Origin of the sequence: Faecalibacterium sp. Marseille-Q4896, assembly GCF_017377615.1 — a bacterium.
Taxonomy (GTDB): Bacteria; Bacillota; Clostridia; order Oscillospirales; family Ruminococcaceae; genus Faecalibacterium; species Faecalibacterium taiwanense.
Map to the genome: position 1 here is coordinate 17,181 of NZ_JAFREG010000013.1, position 20,620 is coordinate 37,800.

Below are 20,620 nucleotides of genomic sequence, written 5' to 3' on the forward strand. Positions count from 1 at the left end.
GCCGCTCTCTTTCAGCGCCTTAACCGGTACTACCACGCATGATTTTATTATAGAGAAAGCTGACGGATTTTGCAATACATTTCCGGTAAAAAACATCAAAACTATTTGCAGTTGCCTTCCGCTAACTGTCAATTCGGATGCTTTTGTCATTTCATTCGTCAAGTTTTTGTCAACTATGTCAAGAGGGCAAATTTCACGCTCCTGTGTCCTGCCTGCGCGGTGTCTGCCCGGCAGGCTTCAGTACCCACATGGCCGCAAAGCCCGCCGCTGCGCCGCCCACGGCAAGCCAGTGCCGCCCGGCTTCCAACCCCCAGAGATTTGCTGCAAACGGAAAGGCCAGACTGCCCACGCTCTGCCCCAGTGCCAGAAAACCGTAGTTCACCCCTGCGTGCGGCAGGCCGAACAGATCGGTGGAAAGGGCGGGCAGCACTGCTGCAAGGCCGGAATAGCAGAAGGTAAGCCCCGCATAACAGGCGATCACCCACCAGCCCTGCGCAAACGCAAACCCTGCCGAAAGCCCCAGTGACACCGCAAACAGCAGCAGATCGGTGGGCCTGCGGCCAATTTTATCGCTGAGCATGGGCATCAGCAGGCGGCCCGCCGCACTGCCCACGCTGCCCAGCACCACGCTCCACAGAGCAGCGTTCTCGTCCAGCCCCCGCTCCACGCCCAGCTTCAGGATGATGGGGCTGAACAGAAGCACCGCCGGGGTGGAAAAGCACACCGCGCCTGCGCACAGCCAGTACTGCTTTGTTTTCAGCATCTGCCACGGGGAAAGGTCGATCTCATTTTTGCCGTTCCCCTGCTGGTTTTGTTTGCTTTCCGGCGGGTCCTGCAGCAGCAGACTGCCCGCAAGGCAGACGGGCAGCGTTATGGCCCCCAGCGCCCAGAACGCGCCCCGGATGCCCTGCACGATCCCAAAGCCGCTGACCGCCGTGCGCACGAACACGGTGAGGAACGCACCGGAAAGGCCCACCGCCCCGCCGATCACGCCGGTGGCAAGGCCCTTGCGCCCGGCATACCACTTCTGTGCGCAGGACTGGATGGATGGGTACAGAAACGCCGTGCCCAGCCCCGCCGGGATGCTGAATGCCAGAAAAAAGCTGACCGCACTGCCGCCCGGCAGCATGGCCGCCGCAAAAAATCCGCCGCACAGCAGTGCTGTTCCCCACAGAGCCGCACACCGCGGGCCTCGGCTGTCCTGCAGAAAGCCGCCGAGGACGCACCCCACGCCGAACGCCGCAATGAGGATGCCGAAGGCATAGCCTGCCCCCTGCTCGCTCAGGCCGTACTCGTCCATGACCGGCTGCTGGAATACGCCCCACGCCGCCGGGATGCCCGTGAGCACCTGAATGGCTGCGCCCGCCGCAAGGATGGTCCACGGATGTTTTGCTGTAAATTGCTGTTTCATCGTCTGTCCTCCGAATGGTTTTTCCTTTACAGTGTGCCCATTTCAATTGACAAAACGGCAGATTTCTTTATAATGAATAAGGTAAAAGTATTTACATTGATTTATATAGAGAGGAACCATCTTATGAAAACACAGGCATTGAAGGGCATGCGCGACCTGCTGCCCGCAGAGCAGACCCTGCGCGATTACATTCAGGGCAAAATTCTGGAGACCTACCGTGCGTCCGGCTTCGAGCGCATTTCCACCCCCATGCTGGAGGATATGGAGAATCTGGACAAATCCGACGGCGGCGACAACCTGAACCTGATCTTCAAGGTGCTCAAGCGCGGCGATAAGCTCACCGCTGCCCTGAACACCGGCGATCCCAAGCAGCTGTCCGATATGGGCCTGCGCTATGACCTGACCCTGCCGCTGAGCCGTTACTATGCCGCCAACAAGGATAAGCTGCCCAGCCCCTTCAAGGTGATCCAGACCGACCGTGTGTTCCGCGCCGAGCGCCCGCAGAAGGGCCGTCTGCGCGAGTTCGTACAGTGCGATATCGACATTCTGGGCGATTCTTCCCCCAACGCCGAGGTGGAACTGATCGACGTGACCACCCGTGCCCTGCTGAACATCGGCTTCACCGGCTTCACCGTCAACATCAATGACCGCCGCATCCTGCGCGGGATGCTGGAGAGCATGGGTTTTTCCGCTGATACGCTGGATTCCGTCTGCATCACCTTTGATAAGATGGACAAGATCGGTGCCGATGGTGTGAAGGCTGAGCTGACCGAAAAGCAGCTGCCGGAAAATGCCATCAACGCACTGGCCGACTTCATTGCCGCAGGCGAAGTCACGCTGGATGCCGTGGCTGCCCGCTGCGCAGACCCCGCCATTGCCGACGACCTCAAGTATGTCCTTGCTACCGCCAACGCCATGGCTGCAGGCCGCTATCAGGTAGCCTACTGCCCCAGTCTGGTGCGCGGTCAGGGCTACTACACTGGCATGGTGTTTGAGATCACCTGCCCGCAGTTCAGCGGTGCCGTGGCCGGCGGCGGCCGCTACGACAACATGGTGGGCAAGTTCCTGGGCACTCAGGTGCCCGCCGTGGGCTTCTCCATCGGCTTCGAGCGGGTGTGCGGCATCCTGCTGGAGCAGGGCTACCAGATCCCCGGCGCAAAGCAGAAGATCGCCCTGCTGTACGGCAAGGATGCCGACTTCACCGCCGTTCTTGCCAAGGCTGCAGACCTGCGCAGCAGCTACAATGTCACCGTTCTGCAGCAGGCCAAGAAGCTGGGCAAACAGTTGGGCCAGCTGGAAGCTTCCGGTTTTTCCGGTGCCGCCTTTATGGATAAGGATGAGATCAAAATTTTTGCGCAGCAGTAAATAATTGCACACAAAGCCCCTTTACTTTTGATATGCTACCCCTAGAGTAGACAGAGTAAAAACAAAACTCTGAGTACTCTTGGGGTATTTTCATGTCAAGAAAAAACACCTCAGAAAATCGAGCGATTTTCTGAGGTGTTCTTGTTTTTTCTGGTTTAAAAGCCGGTAGGCGGCACATAGTAACTGGGGATCGAGGCTGTTTTCTGCACATTTGCCTGCTGGCGCAGCGCTGAACGGGTCACCTCTGCCCAAGAATACTGGGTCATATACTCGCCGCGATAGGAATTGGTGGCCGAGCGGCTGCCCCGCAGGAAATTGTAATAATCACAATCCACCTTGCTGGTGTCCAGCGCCAGTGTGCTGCGGCCGCGGATGAGCAGACCGTAACACCTGCATCCTCCAGCGTATGGCTCAGGTCAAAGATCAGATTGCGGAGATGGCTGTGCAGCGATGCGGTGTCGGGCTTATCCTCCCACAGCACGGCCAGCATTTCGCCGTTGGTGCAGGTGGCACCATTGCGATCCACCAGATAGGCCAGCAGCTCCTTGCTCTTGCTGCGCTTGAAGGCCAAAGCGCGCCCGCCCACGAAGATCTCAAAATTGCCAAAGCACTGGATCTTGATGCCGACAGGGGCATTCTCCGGCGGGTAGCGCAGATGCTCCAGCACATTGCGCACATCTGCCTCGTTTGCAGGCTTGAGTAAAAAGCCGCTCACGAAGATCTGCAGCGCTTCCAGCGCATACTCCGGGTGCTCTGTTACCACAATGATGTTGCAGCGCGGCTGCAGCTTCTGGATCATGCGCGTCAAAGCAAGCCCGTTCATGCCGGGCATTTCCAGGTTGAGGAAAGCCGCGTCCATCGGCCCCTGACGCATCCAGCTCAGTGCATCCTCGGTCGTCATGGCGCTGATATAGTCACAGTCGGGTGCAACGCGGCACAGGATGCGGATCAGCGAGTTGATTGCAAGCTGTCCATCATCGACGACCAGTATCTTCATTCGTACACCCCCGCAAGTTTACCATACATGTTCCCTGTTTCAGTTTAACACTTTGTCCTTTGATTCGCAAGTTTTTTTGCACAAAAAGCCAGAAGCTCCACACTTCTTTACAAAAGGACGTTCCTTCCCCATCCGTTTCCTCACGAAGCAGCTGGCTGAAAGAGGCGTCTTTCCCATTTTCATTTCCGGCAGTCAAAGCAACTATACAAGATACTCTGTGCCATCCAGTCCGGTCAGTTTTTGTGCTGTCGTTTGTCCCACACGGGTGCAGAGCCGCTCATACGCCTGCCGCATCCGGGTCGGGCGCGAGGTGCAGTTGTGTGCATCCGAAGAGATTGCATCCACAAGCCCCGCCTTGACCCAGTGCTCCAGCCGCATCCACTGCAAAAAGCCGCTGTTCAGCACAGTGGAGCAGTTCACCTGACAACACAGGCGGTACTGTTTGTGCAGGCGGGCCAGCAGGCCGTGCTGTGCAAGGCAGGGATACCGCTCAATGTGGGCCACCAGAATGCGGTAACCCGCACCCGTGATCTCCTGCAGAGCCGTTTCCAGCTCCTTTGCCGTTATGTTCGGCACAAATTCCAGCAGCACCCAGCCGGTATCTCCCAAGGTCAGCAGCTGGCGCTGGACTGCCGCATATCCCGCCGCAGGGGTATACAGCAACTCAGAGCCGTGCTCCAGCTTCAGGTCGTAGCCTTTTTGTGTGCAGTATGCGCGGGCCAGCGCCAGATGCCGGTCGTAGATTTCCTGCGGGAAGCGTTCCATGCCCGGCGTACTGTGCGAGGTAGCAAACAGGTGCCGCACACCGTCTGCTGCCGCTGCATCCAGCATGGCATACATTTCTTCTCTGGTCTGCGCACCATCGTCCACGCCGTAGACGAAGTGCGCATGATAATCCGTAAAGCCGCTCATTTCTTTTCCGCTTCGTGGCTCCGTTTATAATACTTTCTGTAATAACCGTACTTTCCATACTTTGAGTAGGATTTGTAGTACTTGCGGCCCATATAGTTGTCGTAGTCCACCTGATTGAGCACGGTGCCCAGAATGGGGCAGCCGGTCTGCTCGATCTGCTGCTTCACGTCCAGCAGCTCCTGACGGCTCACATCGTTGTAGTTCACTGCGATCAGGGTGCCGTCACATGCCTTGGCGATCTCCGCCGCATCGATGACCACGCCCACCGGGGGTGCGTCCACAATGACGTAATCTGCCATTCTGGCCAGCATATCCAGCAGTTCGGCAAAATGGCTGTTGGTCAGCAGCGCCAGCGGGTTGGGCACATCGCGGCCCACCGGCACCATGATCGCGTTGGGGATGTCGGTCTGGTAGATGACCTCATCCATGCCCACCATGCCGGCCAGAAAATGGGAGAGGCCCTTGCCGTCGCTGCGGCCATCCTCATATTTCAGGCCGTAGTCATTGTTGACCATGCTGCGGCGCAGGTCTGCGTCCACCAGCGCCACCTTGATGCCGCGCTGTGCCAGCGTGCGCATCAGGTTTATGGACAGATAGCTCTTGCCCTCTGCAGCATGGCAGCTGGTGATCATGATCTTTTTGACACTCGCACCTGCAAAGGAGAGGTTGGTGCTCAGGGTATTAAAGGCTTCATTTCCCGCATAATCCAGAGCCGGAAATTTTGTGATCTTCAGCTGTTTCATGCTTTCCTCCCAGAGCTGCCGCCCACACGGCGGCGGACATCATTGGCAAACCGCTTGGTGCGGCGCTTGAACTCGCTTTTCTCTTTCGGCTGTTCGCCAGCATCGGCCAGCGGGATCGATGCCAGCACGACCATGCCGGTATACTTGCGGATATCATCGGCAGACTTGTAGGTATCGTCCAGCATGGTCCGCAGCACCACCACGGCACAGGCCAGCACAAAGCCCACTACAAAGCCCAGCAGGATGTTCTTGGCCTTGTTGGGGCTGAACGGGTTCTCCGGCACACGCGCAGAAGACATCAGGGTGGGCTCGTCCGTCTTCATCTTTTCCGAGATGTACTTTGCGCCCACATCCGCATACTCGTTTGCGATCGCTGCTGCTTCTTCCGGGTCCGGGTTCGTGACCGTGATATCCAGCATACGGGTGTCGCTGGTGTTGGTGACAGACAGCATACTGGCCATATCGGTGTAGGTGTAATCCAGATCCAGGTTGCTGATGACCTTTTCGTGGACTTCCCACATTTCAAAGACCTTGATGTAATCGCTGGTCAGCTCGCTGCCGACCTGCAGATCGGAGAAGTTCAGCACCGAATCATTGCGGCTGACCACATAAATGGTGGCCGTTGCCTTGTACATCGGCGTTACCAGAAAAAACGTATAAAGCGCCATCAGTACGGCACCCACCACAGCCGTGGCTGCAATGAGCGTCCAGTGGGCCAGCAGGCCCATGAACAGTTCCAGCAGATCAATGGTATCTTCTCCCTGTTCCGGCTGTACCGCCAAAGCTGTGCGCTCCTTCACAAAAGTATCTTGCTGCACGATTTCACTCCTTATAACCTTATAATACTGCCGCCCATGCGGCCCGGGCGTTGTGCCCTTTCCTCTATTTCTCTGAATCCTATACGCCAAAAATGCGGCGTTCCCTTTTTCATCAGGGAGCACCGCAGAACATTTCTAGTTCTTAGCCCTCAATGGTCTTCACGGCCACCAGAACGAAGTTGGAGCCATAGAGCTTGACCTGACGGCCCTTCAGGTTCACCACGATCTTGCCATCCACGACCTTACCGGGCACAGTATAGTAGGTATAGGTCACAGTGCCGTCTGCCTTCGTCTTGGGCACAGCCACCAGAACGGTAACTTGCTCGTTGTCCTCGTAAGCAGCCTCAATGACCTTGGACTCAATGGTCAGCTTAACATTTGCAGCGTCGAGCAGGTTAGAGGTCTGCATCTCAAAGGCCTGCGTTACAGTAACATCTATAGTCGTCTTCTTTTCTTTCGAAGCGCCCGCAGCCTTCTGCAGGTCTGCATCAGAAGTGATGTCCTGCAGGACTTCCTCGACCTGAGCGGTATCCTCCTTGGCAGTGACCTTCACATCGCTGACAATGCCCAGAACACCGGTGACGGTAGCAGAACCGCTGGCCTTGACCTCATCTGCCACAGTCTTGCTGGGCGTTGCTGCCAGAACAGACACACCCATGCCCACGACCATAGCAGCGGTCAGAACAGCGCTGATAACTTTCTTCATAATGAAGATCTCCTTTCACTTCAAGCCGCACTCCTCAAGATGCTGCTTTCTATCGCAAATGCTTTTCAACATTTACATCATTCTTCAACAGGCTCCCAGAACAGCGTCAGAACCGCTTTCTGGATGGAAGCTTCGGTCGGATAGAACTCGGTGAATCCGTCCTCTGCCACCTTGTGTTCGCCTTCCAGTGCAATGGCAGGCTCCACAGTATCATCTTTGGCAGCCCACACCTCGTTCACCAGCCGGCCCTTTGCAAGGTCGGTGACCAGATACGGCTGCAGCGCATCGTACACCTGTGCGGTGAACTGCTGATCCTGCTGCACCCTGCTTTCCAGCTGTGCGGAAAGCTGTGCAAGATACTCCTCCTGCCGCACCATGCGGGCTTCGTTGGTGCCTTCGCCAATATCCATGCGCCTACGCACAAAGATCTCAGCCTGATTGCCCTGCAGCGTCAGGGTAGCCCCCTTGGTCATGGCCGGGTCTGCTGCGGAGAAATCATCCTCCAGCGTCACGGTCACACCGCCTGCAAGGTCGTTCAGCACCGAGATGCCGTCCAGACTCATAGCCAGATAGAAATCAATGTTTTCCCCCTGCAGCAGGCGGGACACTGCATCACGGGCATAGCCGCAGCTTTCCTCCTTGCCATCGCCAAAGCCATGGGCAAGGCTGATCTGCATCTGAGTGGTGCCCACCGGATTGCCCAGCATGCCAAGCACCGTAACCTCTGCCATGGTGTCGCGGTCGATCTTGAGCTGACGGACCGTCTTGTCTTTGCTGTCTATCACAATGAGCCGCTGAAAATCCGCCTGACCGCCCTGATAGGAGCCTTCTGCTTCCACCTCGCTGTCATGGTCAATGCCCATAACAAGGATGGTGGTCAGATCTGTGCGCCTGCGGTAGGTCACGCCGTCCACTTCCATGGTCTCGGCGGTCTCCTGCGGCAGCTCCGTCCGGGTCTCCGGCTTTTGGCTGCGCTTTTCCAGCCAGCTTCCGCCCACAAAAAGCAGTACAGCTGCCAGCACCAGCACAGCCAGCGCAGCAGCGGCACCACGATGTTGTTTTTGTCTGTTCAAGCGGGTAAGTTTCCCTCTTTTCTTCGGAATATAGTTTTCTGCGGGAAGGTCTTTCCATTGCCACAGAAAGATATTCCTTGGCTTATTATAGCGTCACAAGCGTGCAACTGTCAATGCATTTTCGTTATTTTTCGGCAGGAAATTTCGCATTTTCAGCCTTTAGGGAGCCACAGATAAACACAAACCCCGGCCATGCAGAGTTCATCCGCACAGCCGGGGCCAATTGGTATTTTATTTGATATCCAGTTCAGGCGGCACATCGATCTGGTCCGAGACATACTTGCCGTTCTTTTTGCGCTGCCGCACGCACTCCGTCAGCAGATATTCGATCTGCCCGTTCACCGAGCGGAAGTCATCTTCGGCCCAGGCGGCAAGGGCATCGTAGAGCTTCGCGTTCAGGCGCAGGGGCACCTGCTTTTTTGGTTCTGCCATCAGTACAGGCTGCCGCTGTTCACGATGGGCTGGGCATCACGGTTGCCGCACAGCACCACCAGCAGGTTGGAGACCATTGCCGCCTTGCGCTCGTCGTCCAGCTCCACTACCTTGTTCTCATTCAGGCGTTCAAGGGCCATTTCCACCATGCCCACAGCACCGTCCACGATCATCTTGCGGGCATCGATGATGGCACTTGCCTGCTGGCGCTGCAGCATCACGGCTGCGATCTCCGGCGCATAGGCCAGATAGGTGATGCGGGCTTCCACTACCTCGATGCCGGCCTCGGCTACATTCTTCTGGATCTCGTCCCGGATGCGGGCGGCTACCACCTCCGAGGAGCCGCGCAGACTGCCCTCATCGGCTACGCCGTCGCCGGTGGTGTCCACATTGGGAGCCACATCATAGGGGTAAACGCGCACCACATTGCGCAGAGCGCTGTCGCACTGCAGGGAGAGGTACTCCTTGTAGTTGTCCACATTGAATACGGCCTTTGCGGTATCGGTCACGCGCCAGATGACCGCAATGCCGATCTCCACCGGGTTGCCCAGACAATCGTTGATCTTCTGGCGGGAGTTGTTGAGGGTCATCATTTTGAGCGAGATCTTCTTGCTGGTCGATTCTGCGGTCTGGGAACTGCTGTTACCAGCCTTAAGCAGGGCCGCCATGCCGGTTTCGCCGCTGTTCACATCGCCGCTCTGGCTCAGTTTGGTGCCAGCTGCCGGGTTCACCGCGGTGCAGAAGGGGTTCACCCAGTAAAACCCCTGTCCCTTCAGGGTGCCGATGTAATCGCCGAACAGAGTGAGCACCAGTGCTTCCTGGGGCTTTAACACCTTCAGGCCGCAGAGCAGGAAGATGCCCGCCACCCAGTATGCGATGGACAGGATCGTGAGCAGGATGCCCGGAAACAGGCTTTCGTCCAGCAGAATGATGCTGTAGAAAAACAGCAGGACGGTAACAGCATAGCCCAGCAGGGTGAGCAGCAGCATGACCATGCCGTTCTTTTTGGTCTGCAGAATTTTCTCTTCCATAACAGTTCCCTCCTTCACAGGGTGCGGAAGCGTTTCTTTGTGATATCAAAATCATATCACTTTATATCATTCTTGTCAAGTCCTCCGCAGGCAAAAAAAGAGCCGCCGCACAAACACTGTGCAGCAGCTCCTTTTTGTTTCTCTTTTTATAATGTAAGGGGCACTTGCTCTCAGGCGAAGGTCAGCACCACCTTGCCAGCGCCGCTGTTGCGGTCTGCAAGGGTATCGAATGCCTTCTGGAAGTCCTCTGCCTTGAACACATGCGTGGTGATCTCATCGACCTCTTTCAGGTGGTCAGGCAAGATCTTGACCACCTCGGGGAACTTCTGGTACTGATGACGGGTACCCAGAATGGTCAGTTCCTTTGCATTGATCTCCTTGAAGTTCACGGGGATTGGCTCCTTGCCAAAGGTCATAGCCACCAGACGGCCTGCGGGAGAAAGCTGGCTGGTTGCATGTGCCAGCAGTGCGGGAATGCCTGCGGCCTCAAAGATCACGTTGACACCCTCGCCGTCGGTCAGTTTGTTGATGAACGCATCCAGATCTTCCTTCATCGGGTTGATGCTGTAATCTGCGCCAAAGTCCTTTGCCATGGCAAGGCGGCTCTCGTTCGGCTCAGACACGATCACGGTAGCGCCGCGCGATTTTGCAATGTTGGCAACGATCAGGCCGATGGGGCCGCCGCCGTGCACCAGCACCACATCGCCGGGGCGCACATCGCCGCGCCAGTTTGCCTGCAGGCCAATCGTGAACGGCTCGCACAGAGCAGCCTGCTGATAAGTCATCTTGGAAGCATCGTACTCATACACCTGGCTGCGCGGCATGACCACATATTCCTGAAAAATGCCGTCCACGATGCAGCCCAGAACCTTCAGTTCACGGCAGACATTGTGGTGGCCGCAGCGGCAGGCATAGCACTTGCCGCAGTAGGTGATAGTGGGCCAGCACCTTTTCTGTGGCCCACTTCTCACCGGCAACGGCGGCTTTGATTGTTTCATAGTCCAGCAGCTTTTCTTGTCCGTCCATCCTGATACCCCCGTCAGATTGATTTTTTCCATGATACCATATCTGGGAGTATGGAGCCAGAGAAACCGGCGATTTTCTGCTGGTAAATTCTACGCATTTAGAGCGGCACTATGGCGGGGATAGGATAAAACACTCACATACCCCGCCGACTATGCGGGAAAAGCCTTGAAATATAGGGCTTTTTAAGGCCCTAAATGCGTAGGTTGGTGCTTTGTTGCGATATACTCCACGGTTACGGTGTATTGTTCATATTCTGTTTTCGGGAATCTTTATGAAATCTTCAAAATTGCCCGGTATGCTATCCGTAAAATCAAAGAAAGGACTTGATTATATGGATATGATTTTGAAAACGACTGACCTCTGCAAAAATTTCAAGGGGCAAATGGCGGTAAACAATGTGTCACTGAACATCCGGCGCAACTCAGTTTATGGTCTGCTGGGGCCGAATGGGGCTGGCAAATCCACGATCTTAAAAATGCTCACCGGCATTTTGCGCCCCACATCGGGAAGCATCGAGTTTGACGGCCACCCGTGGAAGCGGAATGATCTGGAGCATATCGGTGCTTTGATTGAGATGCCCCCGCTTTACGAAAATCTGACTGCATACGAAAATCTCAAAGTCAGAACTACATTGCTCGGCCTGGACGATGCACGAATTAACGAGGTATTGCAAATTGTCCAGCTCACGAATACCGGCAAGAAACGGGCCGGGCAGTTTTCTCTTGGTATGAAGCAGCGGCTTGGTATTGCTATTGCATTGCTGAACAGTCCCCAGCTTTTGATTCTGGATGAACCGACTAACGGCCTTGACCCTTTAGGGATTGAGGAACTTCGAGAGTTAATTCGCTCTTTTCCCTGCAAAGGGATTACAGTTATTTTGTCCAGCCATATTCTGTCAGAAGTCCAGTAGATTGCAGATCATGTGGGTATCATTGCTGGCGGCGTCCTTGGATATGAGGGAGAGCTTCGCGCCGGTGAAGATTTGGAACAACTCTTTATGGATGTTATTCGCAGAAATGGTAAGGAGAGATATTAAATGGAGATGGCATATATTCAGGCAGAGAACCTAAAGCATAAGAGAACTTTCACAAAAACGCTGATCGTTCTGGCCCCGTTTGTAACTGCGCTTATGAACTTTTTTGCCCCTCTTTGGTTCCAGCTCAATTCTTATAATTGGTGGTATAACCTGCTTTATCCTGGATTCCTTACGCTCACCTGTGCCTTGATTGAACAGCGGGATAATGGCAAACTAAAATATCGTGCCGTTGCTTCATTGCCTGTTTCGCAGAACAAAGTCTGGAAAGCAAAAATTGGAGTGGCCGGTATTTACTCCTGTGTGGGGAATTTCATTTTCCTGGCGCTAAATCTGTTGGGCGGTTTTGCAATATTAGTTATCAACGAAATTCCCCTGACAATCGGAATTTGGCAGGCTGCGGCCGGAACAGCTTGTATTGTCATTGCAAGCCTATGGGAAGTTCCGCTGTGCTTATGGTTATCAAAAAAAGTTGGTATCTTTGTCACGGTTATTCTTAATGCCGGACTTGGAAGCGTTTTAGGGATTTTCACGGCTACAACCTCTTTGTGGATGATCTGCCCGTATAGCTGGGTGCCGCATCTTATGATTTCCGTGTTAGGTATTTTGCCTAATGGTGAGCCGGTTGCAGATCAGAGTACGGCAATGGCATTTTGGATGATTATACTTGTATTGGTCATTTCGCTGGCCTGGTTTGCGGCGCTGTCATTTTTAACTGCAAGATGGTTTGAGAAAAAGGAGGTGGGGTAACTATGGTATCTGTGGTTCGCTGCTGGAAAGCAGAATATCAGAAGTGTAAACATAGCATTTTGCTCTATATAATGTCCGCAAATCCGAACCGCTTGGCAAATTCCGCCGCCGGACACGCCGTAAATTCATAATAAATAGGCTTGCTGTTTTCGTAAGGCGTAACATCCATCTCGTAATCATGCCATGTGTCACAGTGCTTTTGGGCAGTGCTGAATGCCCGATACATCAGCTTTTTCCAGAATGGCTTGTTGATGTCAACGAAGCGCAGCTTCCGGAAGGACGGCAGGATCAGATTTTCTTCTATCTCTTCCATTTCGCGGAATGTGACCACATCCCGGCACGCATCGTAAAAGCACATGATGGCGATGCAGTCGTAGGTGCCGCCTACGCCGTTGTGAAAATTCTTTTTACCGCCGAGGTCGGTGCGCCACTTGGAAAGAAGCTCTGCGTATCTCAGCTGCACCTGCTCCCAGACCACCTCGCGCTCCACCTCCGGATAGTGCAGAGTGATTTTCGCCAGAATTTCCTTTTTGCAGGGTTTGGAATATAGCACATGGCAGCTACGGTCAATTTGTAATTCGCTGTCCTTCATCTTCCCACGCCTTTCAGAAAACCGCTCTTTGCATTTTCTTCGGTGTCGTCCGATTCGTCGTAGGCATCATAGGGTGCCGATGGGTCGTGTACTCGCTTTTTGAATGGTGAACAGCTCTTGTCTTTGTGGGCAAACGCAAAGGCAAAATTGTCCGTCCATCCCGTGTGACCGGTGATGAAATATGGATGCAGCCCACGTGCGCGCAGTTTCCGCTCCAGCTCCGCCAGTGACTGCACAGCCAGCTCATTGTCCTCCGCCAGCGAGGAAATGAAGCTGTAGCCGCCGTCCGCGCCGAACCAGATAGTATCGCCGGTAAAGAGATATTTCCCGTCCACAAGGTATACCATGTGCCCCCATGTATGACCGGGAACCAGAAAACACTCGATCCTGATCCCGTCGATGTCGATGACCTCATCGTCGTGCAGCAGCACTTTTTCATTGTTGATCACCTACTGGCTCTTGGGCAGCTTTACCAGTGCCAGCTACCAGAAGATCCTGATTGGCTGCCCACTTATCGTTGCCGGAATTATCATCATCTGGGTGGTGAGGGAAACGGCAAGTTTCTTCTGGGAGTCGATGGGCAGGAAGTGTCTGTCAAACCCGGAGAAGTGCTGTATGTACCGCCGAAAACACTGTGCGGCACAAAAACCGACAGTGGAATGATCTATACCGAAATCATTTTGAAAAAGGAGAATTTTACCATGAACAACATCATCAAGGCAGGCCAGCCCACCGAACTGAAGAACCTCATTTCTTATGAAGAGGGCAGCATCGCCAATCTGGACATCGCTCACGCAGACAACATGAAATTTGTCCTGATGGCTTTTGACGAGGGCACTGGCCTGACTCCGCACCGTGCTCCCGGCAATGCCATCCTGACCGCGCTGGAGGGCAAGGCCATTATTGGCTATGAGGGCAAGGATTACGAGCTGAACGCAGGCGAGAGCTTCCGCTTCGATAAGAACGGCCTGCACAGCGTTACCGCACAGGGCAAATTCAAAATGAGCCTGCTGCTGGTCATCGAATAAGCGATTTTCTGTTTCATAACTGACGCAAAGAACCCGTCCGGACGTACCGGACGGGTTCTTTGCGTCTGCCAGATTCAGCAGTAGTAGAGGAACGAACGCAGGCGGCTCCATGCAGTTTCATCCCAGTCATTATCAAGGGAAATCTGGAACAGCGGAGCCCGACAGGCATCGTGCAGGCCGCGCATATCCAGAATCATAGCGGTATTTTCATACCGGGGTGCAAGGGTCAGCACTGCATTGGTACGGCTAGAAAGCTCCACGGCCTTGGCGTACCGATATCGACCGTTCCCGCCTGAAAAATTCGGCAAGGCAGAGTCCGCAATGAGGAACAGTGTTTCAGCGTCTTCCGCAAAGGCACTGTGCGCTCCAAGTTCATTACCAAGGGTCTGCATCTGCCTCTGCATCTGGTCAAGCCAACCAGCCGATGGTTTATTTTCATCTAAATTGTCTTTCCACAGAAACCAGAGTGCCTCGCTGAGTGGGGCGCGAAGCACCTGTTCGCCTTCGGCTTCCAGCGCGGCAAGTACGCCGCTGTCCAGTTCTGTCAGGCAGAGCGGCGTACCAACAGCGGCAATGCGGCGGCCTTTGGTGGTGGGAAGTGCGCCGATTTCCCTCGCCGCAGCGTGCAGCTGCTCCCAGCCGGGCAGAGCATCCCACTGTGCCGAAATGTCTGCACGTTTATCTGCCGGAGCAGCATAGAGGATATCTCCCGCCAGCAAAGTGCGGAAGAGAGCATCACGGTTCTGCGCCATTTCGGGCAGTGTTTCCAGCATCGGGCTGACCAGTTGAGCATTCAGCTCTTTTCTGCGGTCCAACACAGCACGGATGACACGGGCGTACTGACCGTCTGCCTCCGCTCCCTGCGTCTGCGGAATCAGGAACTGCGCATGTGTCTGGTCGTTTTTTCGCTCGGCAAGGATACTGCCCAGCAGTGCCGGGAAAGGCAGGTATTCTTTTGCACTCGTCTCCGCTCGGCCAAGGCTCAGAATATCGTCCGTCAGGTGCGGCAGCTCGTAGGGGTCTGCCCCTTGCTGTTTGAAATATGCGGCCAGATAGGGCGTATAAGCACCCATCGCCGGAAGATAGAGTGGCACATTGGGGGATGGTGTCTGTGCCAGACGACAGGGGTGAATATCGACCTGCTCGATGTTGAAATCTGTCGGCAGAGCCACCGCCGGGCGGTGTTGCAAGCTGTTCAGGAACGCTTCAATGCGAGTGATGACACCCACATTGGAAAAATGCTCATCCACTTCGATTTGCAGGTAGGGTTTATCGCCCATCTCCTGCTTGAACAGGTGTGAGAGCATGGTGTCCGGGCCGCAGCCGTGGTTCGTCAGGTAGACAGCGTAGAGGTTCGGGTGGTGAGCAATCAACTTTGCTCCGGACAGGATATGCTGACCGAACGGATAATAAAGATTATCGTATTCATCGGAGATGTCCAGCGCATGACCGGGCAGGTGGCTCAGCGTGATGACTTTATAGCCGCGTTCCAACAGCAGTTCCGGGATATTGAAAGTCTACCAGTTCACCGTCAGCACCGACCAGAACAAGATCGGTACTGGTAGAACCGATGTCGATGCCCAATGCGCAGCCGCTTTCTGGAATGATCTCGGTGGCGTTTGGCTCCGCAAGGCTCGTGCCGGAGTGCAGTTCCAGTTTGGGCAATGTTCCGACCATGTGGTGTGTTGTTAGTGTACGGTCCAGAGAATCATTCAGTTGACGTAACGTGAACGAGCCGGATGCTTTGAGTGCAGCACCAAGAGCCGCTTCATATCGGGCAAACTCCGGAACGGTGAGTTCTTTCTCACTCAACCCGAATACATCCCGGATGGCTCGAATCACGCCTGCATTGCAGGTAACACCACCGCAGAATACTACAGGTTTACAGACCGGAAGCCGCCGCACGATGGTCGCCTTATAGTTACGGATCATGGCATAACACAATCCTAGCAGGATATCCGGCGTGGAAACGCCTTCCTGCTGGCGGTGGATGATATCTGTTTTGGCAAAGACCGCACACCGGCCAGAAAGGCGCGGAACACTCTGTGCCTGCTTTACCAGAGAAGAGTAATCCTCCAGCTTGCAGCCCACACGGGACATCTGGTCTTCAAAGAACGAACCTGTACCGCCCGCGCAGTGTTCGTTGACTGAAAACTGAGGTGCGCGGCTCTGCAAGTCCGTGATGAATCGCGCGCTCTGACTGCCAATTTCAATGACCGAACCCACCTGCGGAATGATCCAGCGCACACCTTCGACGATAGCTGGGATATCGCCTAAAGAGGGAATGGCTGAATCTTGCTCCAGCGGAGCCTCCGTGTTGCTTCCGGTCACACAGAGTGAAAACGGAGTATCCATCGCCAGTTCCAACGTGGAAAGACCCTTTTTCAGGCAGACAAAAGGGTTGCCGTGATGCACCGCCATCCACTGCTTTTCAATTTCTTGATTTTTCAACAGCACCAACTTGACCGTTGATGTACCGATATCCATTCCCAACGAAAGCATTGTGTCACTCCTTCGATATCAACCCTGAACGTTATAGGGTTTGACATTTCAAACTTTATACCGTATAATAATGATGCCTTTTAATTAGACACCTCTAACCAAGAGTTTAACACAACTACCTCGGAGTGTCCGTTGTTATGGCAACGGCAAAGTAAATTTTAAGATGGAGCAATATTATTCAATTTTACAGCAATGCGGCATGTTCAACGGCATCCAGCCACGAAAATATAGGGAAGTCCTTAGTTGCTTGAATGCGACTGTCCGTGAATATCCTCGTGGTGCGCACATCGTCGAGCTGGGTGAGCAGAGCCACAATACGGGTGTTCTGCTGGATGGCACGATGGAAGAATTTTTTTATGATGAAAATGGCAATCAAATCAGCATCTGCCGTTTTTGTCCCGGAGAAGTATTTGGTGCAGAACTGGCCTGTACTGGCTGGACGGCAAGTCCGGTCTGTCTGCGTGCCAGTTCGGACTGTACCGTAATGCAGCTGGATTTCAGCGCATTGATGTCACAGAAGACGCTGACCTGTCCCTGCCGGATGCAAGTCACAGCAAATCTTATGCAGGATATGGCGCAGCAGCTTCTCTTTTTTAACACCAAAGTGCGTATTTTAGCACAAAAACGGCTTCGAGATCGTCTGAAGATTTATCTTCAAACCTTGACACCCGATGAAAAAGGCTGTTACAGTCTGCCCTACACCCGGACAGAACTGGCAGATTTCCTCTGTGTGGACCGCAGTGCTCTTTCCCGTGAGCTGTGCCGGATGCGCGATGAGAGGATTCTTGATTTTTCCGGTGCAAAGATTCACCTGTTGAACCCAACGTTTTTGTATGGTTGGAACTGACAGTACTTCTAAATCTATGAAAAAAATTGTCTGCCGAATATTTTTGTTCGACAGACAATTACTTTTTAATCTTTTAGTGTACGACTACCGGACACATTCTTCAAATATTCCTTCGGGTCGCCGTTCAGAATCAAATCCGCATAGCCCAGTGGGTCATTGTAGATAAGGTAGTCCAGTTCCGTCTGCTGCGCCATGGTCACATCCAGTGCATCCTCAACCCCGGTACAGTCAATGGAAATTTTTCTCCCATAGAATACAAAAAATCCGAACCCTTCTCCTATCGGAAAAAAGTTCGGATTTTGTTGTTGTGGTGCACCTCCAGGGACTCGAACCCTGGGCCCACTGATTAAGAGAGCAAGCCGCCGGTTCGTCTCAATTTATGGAAGTTTCGAGTCATCGTTATTTTTAATCAAATCAACGTGATTTTTCACCCAGCAATTTCTGCACCCTTTGTCGGATTTTGCAGCGAAAAGCACCCTCTGCACGTTTTGAAACCGTGCAAAATCCGTGCAGAAACCGTGCACTTACTCTCTGACAAACAAAATCGCCCTATTCCCTACCGGCTTGACGGCATTGGTTTGAGTGACCGCACATCAAAATCAAGTCTAGGAGGATATTACTATGATGAAACTGCTTTCCTGTCGCTTTAACATGGACACCAACCGGGTAGAAGCCCGATTTGAGGATGGCACCACCCTTGCCATTGACTGCATCGCTGTCGAGAACGAATACGGCAACACCCCGGCACAGCGGGCAGAACTGGACTGGCTACTGTACAATAAGCCATTGGAGTATGCACAGCTTGTGCTGGGTGGGGAGATCGAGCATTATCTCTCGCTTGGTTGCGACCACGGCAGACTGGAAGATTGACCTTTAATTAAAATATCCAAGGCAAAACAACAGCCCTCTACTTGCAGTCGTTGCAAATAGAGGGCTCATGGTTAGTTAGTAGTTCAACCTATTATGGTAACCATCTGAAAATACTGATACTGGTATTCGTCTTCTAATACCGCCTGCATTTCTTCCATGTATAGTGGGTCCTCCAGTAGTTTTTGATGAAATGCTCGCTCTCTCCAGAGTCGGACTCCAATTTCGGGAAAAATATATTCCGTTCCCAGTTGCAAGTCCTTTTCGTTGCAAATAACGTTGTCCTTTTTCATTAAGCTATCAATAATACACTCGGCGGTTGTATTAAACATATCCATCCCGAACAATTTTATTGATGCCACCTTAGACAAATCTCGCTGGATGCCGATTTCAGTAGCTTTTCCGTTCCGATACTGCACAAGAAAGAACAAATCATTATCCATATATCGTCCGGTTATCAAATTAGGATCATCGGTTTCCGCACAACATTCCATTTGCATTGCTTCATCAGAAGAATTCGACCACTGTTTCTTCATTTGTAGAAGAGCATTTTCTAGCTCATCTGATGTCATGCCTAATTTTAATTGTCCAATTCCAATATGCAGTTCAATAATTATCTCTTTCATAACATAAACTTCATATTTTCAAAAGCGCTTAACGGATGCAAAATAACCTCTCATACCGACTTATTCATTTATCGGGCTTTTCCACAGTTTTTGCAAAACCGTTCAGAAGAATCATTTAATGTTCCACAGTCCGGGCAGTACCATCTACCATCTGGCATCGGATCAACAGGTGATGGCGTTTGGTGTGCCTTTGCAGGAGTTTGATTGGATGATGCAGTAAACAACGGCGCAATATTTACATCTCTGCGTCCAACGCCAGCAAGACTTCTAAAATCCCACGATTTTACTTCTTGTGCCAATGTTCGTTTAGGCTCAATGTATTGACCACACCGTTGGCAATATCGAACACCCAGCTTGTTTTCATAACCACAATTTTTGCAAGTCATTTTACATACAATCCTTTAATATCCAAAACGCCAAAATCATTCAGTCAAACCAAAAAGTGAACCATACAAATGCAGCAGTTGCACATATCATCAGAACCAGTAGTATCGTACTTGCAAGTTTTTTCTCAATGGAAACTTTCTGATTTTCGCACAAGACAATTTGCTGAAGATTGTGAAATTCGGCTTCGCTGACATTTCCATTTAACGCTTTCCATGTATTGCGGCGTTCTGTAACCAGCAAGAAATCAGACAGCATTTCCATAAAAATGACAGCGAAAAATGCCAAAGAAAGAAACACATACTGCTCCATTGGCTTGCCGTCAAAGTATCTCGGAGTGCTGCCGGTTTCAAGGACTGTACCGCAATGACATAAAGTACGGTACTTTGTTCACAGTTGTTCTCCTTAATCTGCTGGCATCTATACACCGTTATTCCCATCATGTCTAAAAGCGAATTGATTTTGCAATTTCCAATGCCTGGCTTTCCGACACAGAACTTGCTTCAAGTTCAATTGCAACAAAGCATTCTTTCTCGTTATCATAAGCGAGAACGCCTAAATTGTTTACTGGTTCTGAATTTGCACCATCTTGAAAAATTACCGTTGTAAGTGCAGTCGTTCCGCGTTCCGTGGTTTGTATCACATCGTATTTATTATCCGTGTCAAACCTGTAAACCGATCCTAGCCGAAGTGCAGAGTAAACAATCTGCACGGAATCTCTATCACCTTCATATGGTTCATAGGTACTGTATCCAACCGCGCCAACCAACACATGATTTTTGTCATAAATATCATATACTGGATAAGACGGATTCAGGCTTGCAAGAGCAAGTGGTTTATTTTCAGCATGTTGCGTTTGTTCTCTCTTTTGAATTTTCCACCCTTGCGGAAGTTCGATTGAAATAACACTGCTCGCTTGTCCTAATTCTTCAGTTTGAAATTCAATTTGCCGATTTGGTTTCTCCTTGTTTTCAGCTTGTTCTCCTAAAATATCTGATGCGATTTGTCCATATTCTTTATCAGTAGTGATGGATTCCAGATACTGATAAAGCGTATTTCTTTCTTCATCCGATCCTCTATAGGGAAGCTCTGTTTTTATGCCGGATAAAACAAGCTGCTGAAAGTCTTTATCATTCATCAGTTTGTCATATTTCAACACATACAGTGTGTCTTGAGGGAATTTGATAAGACGATTTGTCAACACCGAAAAGCAATCTTCTGTATACCCACCATCCGATTCTTTAAGCTTTTGCAGTATTTGGCTTGTGCTGGCGTTTTCAAGATTAGATAAAAATTCCTGCTCGCTTGTCACCGATGTCGATATAGGAGAGTTCATAGAAGTTGAAGAGGATACTTTTGTTGAGCAAGCTGACAATCCTATGATTGTCGCAACCGAAATTGCAATGAAGCTCCTTTTCATATAGAACATACACCTCCCGTTTGTTTCCATCAGAAGCTTTTACTTAGACAACGCAGC

22 protein-coding genes and 2 pseudogenes are annotated in these 20,620 nt (G+C 52.2%); 6 read left to right on the plus strand and 18 right to left on the minus strand.

What is annotated here, in order from left to right; all coding sequences use genetic code 11:
• Positions 1-193: 193 nt before the first annotated feature.
• The gene (locus J3348_RS13630) at positions 194-1,411 is read right to left on the minus strand and encodes an MFS transporter (RefSeq protein WP_118528241.1); all 1,218 of its coding nucleotides are present in this window, start codon (positions 1,409-1,411) and stop codon (positions 194-196) included.
• 123 nt (positions 1,412-1,534) lie between these two features.
• Between J3348_RS13630 and hisS the strand changes: the two genes are divergently transcribed.
• Positions 1,535-2,776, plus strand: coding sequence for a histidine--tRNA ligase (gene hisS, locus J3348_RS13635; RefSeq protein WP_097774680.1), 1,242 nt, complete (start codon positions 1,535-1,537; stop codon positions 2,774-2,776).
• 262 nt (positions 2,777-3,038) lie between these two features.
• On the opposite strand, the gene J3348_RS13640 is transcribed toward hisS, so the two are convergent.
• From J3348_RS13640 to J3348_RS13680, 9 genes are all read right to left on the minus strand, one after another.
• Entirely contained in the window at positions 3,039-3,773 is a 735-nt protein-coding gene (locus tag J3348_RS13640; protein WP_242703006.1) for a response regulator, read from the minus strand.
• 201 nt (positions 3,774-3,974) lie between these two features.
• Positions 3,975-4,685: a CpsB/CapC family capsule biosynthesis tyrosine phosphatase gene (locus tag J3348_RS13645; protein WP_207699166.1), complete on the minus strand. Its 711-nt coding sequence runs from the start codon at positions 4,683-4,685 to the stop codon at positions 3,975-3,977.
• Complete coding sequence (locus J3348_RS13650) at positions 4,682-5,428, minus strand: CpsD/CapB family tyrosine-protein kinase (protein WP_207699167.1); 747 nt, start codon at positions 5,426-5,428, stop codon at positions 4,682-4,684. Before J3348_RS13650 ends, J3348_RS13645 begins: the two co-directional genes overlap by 4 nt.
• Positions 5,425-6,246: a Wzz/FepE/Etk N-terminal domain-containing protein gene (locus tag J3348_RS13655; protein WP_120080819.1), complete on the minus strand. Its 822-nt coding sequence runs from the start codon at positions 6,244-6,246 to the stop codon at positions 5,425-5,427. The genes J3348_RS13650 and J3348_RS13655 overlap by 4 nt, the downstream gene beginning before the upstream one ends.
• Before the next feature lie 142 nt (positions 6,247-6,388).
• Positions 6,389-6,952: a hypothetical protein gene (locus J3348_RS13660; protein WP_097774675.1), complete on the minus strand. Its 564-nt coding sequence runs from the start codon at positions 6,950-6,952 to the stop codon at positions 6,389-6,391.
• 77 nt (positions 6,953-7,029) lie between these two features.
• Positions 7,030-8,025 (minus strand): LCP family protein, encoded by a 996-nt coding sequence (locus tag J3348_RS13665; protein ID WP_207699168.1) that lies wholly within the window; start codon positions 8,023-8,025, stop codon positions 7,030-7,032.
• Positions 8,026-8,256: 231 nt separating this feature from the next.
• Positions 8,257-8,457, minus strand: coding sequence for a PTS ascorbate transporter subunit IIC (locus tag J3348_RS13670; RefSeq protein WP_005940562.1), 201 nt, complete (start codon positions 8,455-8,457; stop codon positions 8,257-8,259).
• On the minus strand, positions 8,457-9,488 hold the full coding sequence (locus J3348_RS13675; RefSeq protein WP_207699169.1) for an SPFH domain-containing protein: 1,032 nt from the start codon (positions 9,486-9,488) through the stop codon (positions 8,457-8,459). Before J3348_RS13675 ends, J3348_RS13670 begins: the two co-directional genes overlap by 1 nt.
• Positions 9,489-9,658: 170 nt before the next feature.
• Positions 9,659-10,486 carry a zinc-binding dehydrogenase gene (locus J3348_RS13680; protein ID WP_347565394.1) on the minus strand — a complete coding sequence of 276 codons (828 nt, stop codon included), beginning with the start codon at positions 10,484-10,486 and terminating at the stop codon, positions 9,659-9,661.
• 359 nt (positions 10,487-10,845) lie between these two features.
• Here J3348_RS13680 and J3348_RS13685 point away from each other — a divergent pair.
• Both J3348_RS13685 and J3348_RS13690 read left to right on the plus strand, forming a co-directional pair.
• A pseudogene (locus J3348_RS13685) lies at positions 10,846-11,550 on the plus strand (lantibiotic protection ABC transporter ATP-binding protein).
• On the plus strand, positions 11,551-12,297 hold the full coding sequence (locus J3348_RS13690) for a lantibiotic immunity ABC transporter MutE/EpiE family permease subunit (RefSeq protein WP_025580191.1): 747 nt from the start codon (positions 11,551-11,553) through the stop codon (positions 12,295-12,297).
• A 64-nt stretch (positions 12,298-12,361) separates the two neighbouring features.
• Here the strand turns inward: J3348_RS13690 and J3348_RS13695 are convergent, their stop codons facing one another.
• Positions 12,362-12,889, minus strand: coding sequence for a hypothetical protein (locus J3348_RS13695; RefSeq protein WP_242703007.1), 528 nt, complete (start codon positions 12,887-12,889; stop codon positions 12,362-12,364).
• The gene (locus J3348_RS13700; protein ID WP_347565395.1) at positions 12,886-13,338 is read right to left on the minus strand and encodes an MBL fold metallo-hydrolase; all 453 of its coding nucleotides are present in this window, start codon (positions 13,336-13,338) and stop codon (positions 12,886-12,888) included. The genes J3348_RS13695 and J3348_RS13700 overlap by 4 nt, the downstream gene beginning before the upstream one ends.
• 252 nt (positions 13,339-13,590) lie before the next feature.
• Between J3348_RS13700 and J3348_RS13705 the strand changes: the two genes are divergently transcribed.
• Positions 13,591-13,917 (plus strand): cupin domain-containing protein, encoded by a 327-nt coding sequence (locus tag J3348_RS13705; RefSeq protein ID WP_242703008.1) that lies wholly within the window; start codon positions 13,591-13,593, stop codon positions 13,915-13,917.
• Between the two features lie 74 nt (positions 13,918-13,991).
• On the opposite strand, the gene J3348_RS14315 is transcribed toward J3348_RS13705, so the two are convergent.
• Both J3348_RS14315 and J3348_RS14320 read right to left on the minus strand, forming a co-directional pair.
• Complete coding sequence (locus J3348_RS14315; RefSeq protein WP_242703009.1) at positions 13,992-15,410, minus strand: hypothetical protein; 1,419 nt, start codon at positions 15,408-15,410, stop codon at positions 13,992-13,994.
• A complete protein-coding gene (locus J3348_RS14320) occupies positions 15,394-16,419 on the minus strand; it encodes a BadF/BadG/BcrA/BcrD ATPase family protein (protein ID WP_242703010.1) in 1,026 nt (341 codons plus the stop codon). Before J3348_RS14320 ends, J3348_RS14315 begins: the two co-directional genes overlap by 17 nt.
• 163 nt (positions 16,420-16,582) lie before the next feature.
• Between J3348_RS14320 and J3348_RS13715 the strand changes: the two genes are divergently transcribed.
• A complete protein-coding gene (locus J3348_RS13715; RefSeq protein WP_179860469.1) occupies positions 16,583-17,266 on the plus strand; it encodes a Crp/Fnr family transcriptional regulator in 684 nt (227 codons plus the stop codon).
• A 65-nt stretch (positions 17,267-17,331) separates the two neighbouring features.
• On the opposite strand, the pseudogene J3348_RS13720 reads toward J3348_RS13715, so the two are convergent.
• A pseudogene (locus J3348_RS13720) lies at positions 17,332-17,514 on the minus strand (DUF6061 family protein); the annotation flags it as partial.
• Positions 17,515-17,887: 373 nt separating this feature from the next.
• On the opposite strand from J3348_RS13720, the gene J3348_RS13725 reads away from it, so the two are divergent.
• Entirely contained in the window at positions 17,888-18,136 is a 249-nt protein-coding gene (locus J3348_RS13725) for a DUF6061 family protein (RefSeq protein ID WP_005920133.1), read from the plus strand.
• A gap of 83 nt (positions 18,137-18,219) precedes the next feature.
• Here the strand turns inward: J3348_RS13725 and J3348_RS13730 are convergent, their stop codons facing one another.
• The 3 genes from J3348_RS13730 to J3348_RS13745 form a co-directional block, all read right to left on the minus strand.
• Complete coding sequence (locus J3348_RS13730; protein ID WP_005920132.1) at positions 18,220-18,759, minus strand: hypothetical protein; 540 nt, start codon at positions 18,757-18,759, stop codon at positions 18,220-18,222.
• 426 nt (positions 18,760-19,185) lie between these two features.
• The gene (locus J3348_RS13740) at positions 19,186-19,455 is read right to left on the minus strand and encodes a hypothetical protein (RefSeq protein WP_005920128.1); all 270 of its coding nucleotides are present in this window, start codon (positions 19,453-19,455) and stop codon (positions 19,186-19,188) included.
• Between the two features lie 133 nt (positions 19,456-19,588).
• Positions 19,589-20,572: a hypothetical protein gene (locus tag J3348_RS13745; protein WP_242703011.1), complete on the minus strand. Its 984-nt coding sequence runs from the start codon at positions 20,570-20,572 to the stop codon at positions 19,589-19,591.
• Positions 20,573-20,620: the final 48 nt, after the last annotated feature.